The following is an 810-nucleotide window of genomic DNA, read 5'->3' as shown; positions in this document are numbered from 1 at the left end:
GGTTCTGTTGCAAAGTTTCCTACATGAAGCTACACTCTAGAAAACAGGATATAGGAGAATCAGACATGAGGTACTTTAAAGGAAAACAATTCAAGAGAGATATCATTTTAGTAGCTGTCGGCTACTACTGCCGTTTTTCTTTAAGTTATCGCGATGTATCTGAAATCCTGAAAGAACGTGGTATTTCAGTTCATCCAACAACCATCATGCGATGGGTTCATGAATATGGAAATCTCATCTATCAAATTTGGAAAGTAAAAAATAAATCTGCACGCTTATCTTGGCATTTGGATGAGACGTATATCAAAGTTAAGGGAGAATGGCGTTATCTCTATCGTGCAATTGATAAAGATGGAAACACGTTGGATATTCAACTTCGTAAAAAACGGGATCATCAGGCTGCCTATGCCTTTATGAAAAGATTAGTAAAACATTTTGGAGAACCAACAGTTCTCACTACAGACAAAGCTCCGGCCTTGCTTTGTGCGTTCAAAAAACTGAAGAAGAACGGCTTTTATGTACGTACAAAACATTGTACCGTTAAATATCTCAATAACCTGATTGAACAGGATCATAGGCATGTAAAGAGACGTTTTGCCAAATCCGCAGGATTTCAAAATCTTCGTCATGCTTCACGAACCATAAAGGGGATTGAAACGATTCAGGCCATATATAAACAAAGACGAAGTCTTGAATCAGACTCCGTCTTTTCAGTGTACAAAGAACTACAGCAATTAGTAGCGATTGCTTAAAGTCTATTTCCAATCTGTAGACCTCTCTATATTTTTTCTAACTTTGCAACAGAACCAT

The 810-nt window shown here is 37.4% G+C and carries 1 protein-coding gene; it reads left to right on the top strand.

All coding sequences use genetic code 11. The features are described 5' to 3' along the window. The first annotated feature begins 65 nt into the window (after positions 1–65). Positions 66–752, top strand: a complete 687-nt coding sequence (locus FT637_RS29545; RefSeq protein WP_016128028.1) for an IS6 family transposase — start codon at positions 66–68, stop codon at positions 750–752. Positions 753–810: the final 58 nt, after the last annotated feature.

Source organism: Bacillus cereus (assembly GCF_015071065.1).
GTDB classification, from domain to species: domain Bacteria; phylum Bacillota; class Bacilli; order Bacillales; family Bacillaceae_G; genus Bacillus_A; species Bacillus_A cereus_BA.
Note: the sequence above shows the minus strand (reverse complement) of the source record. Positions and strands in the feature narration are given on the sequence as shown.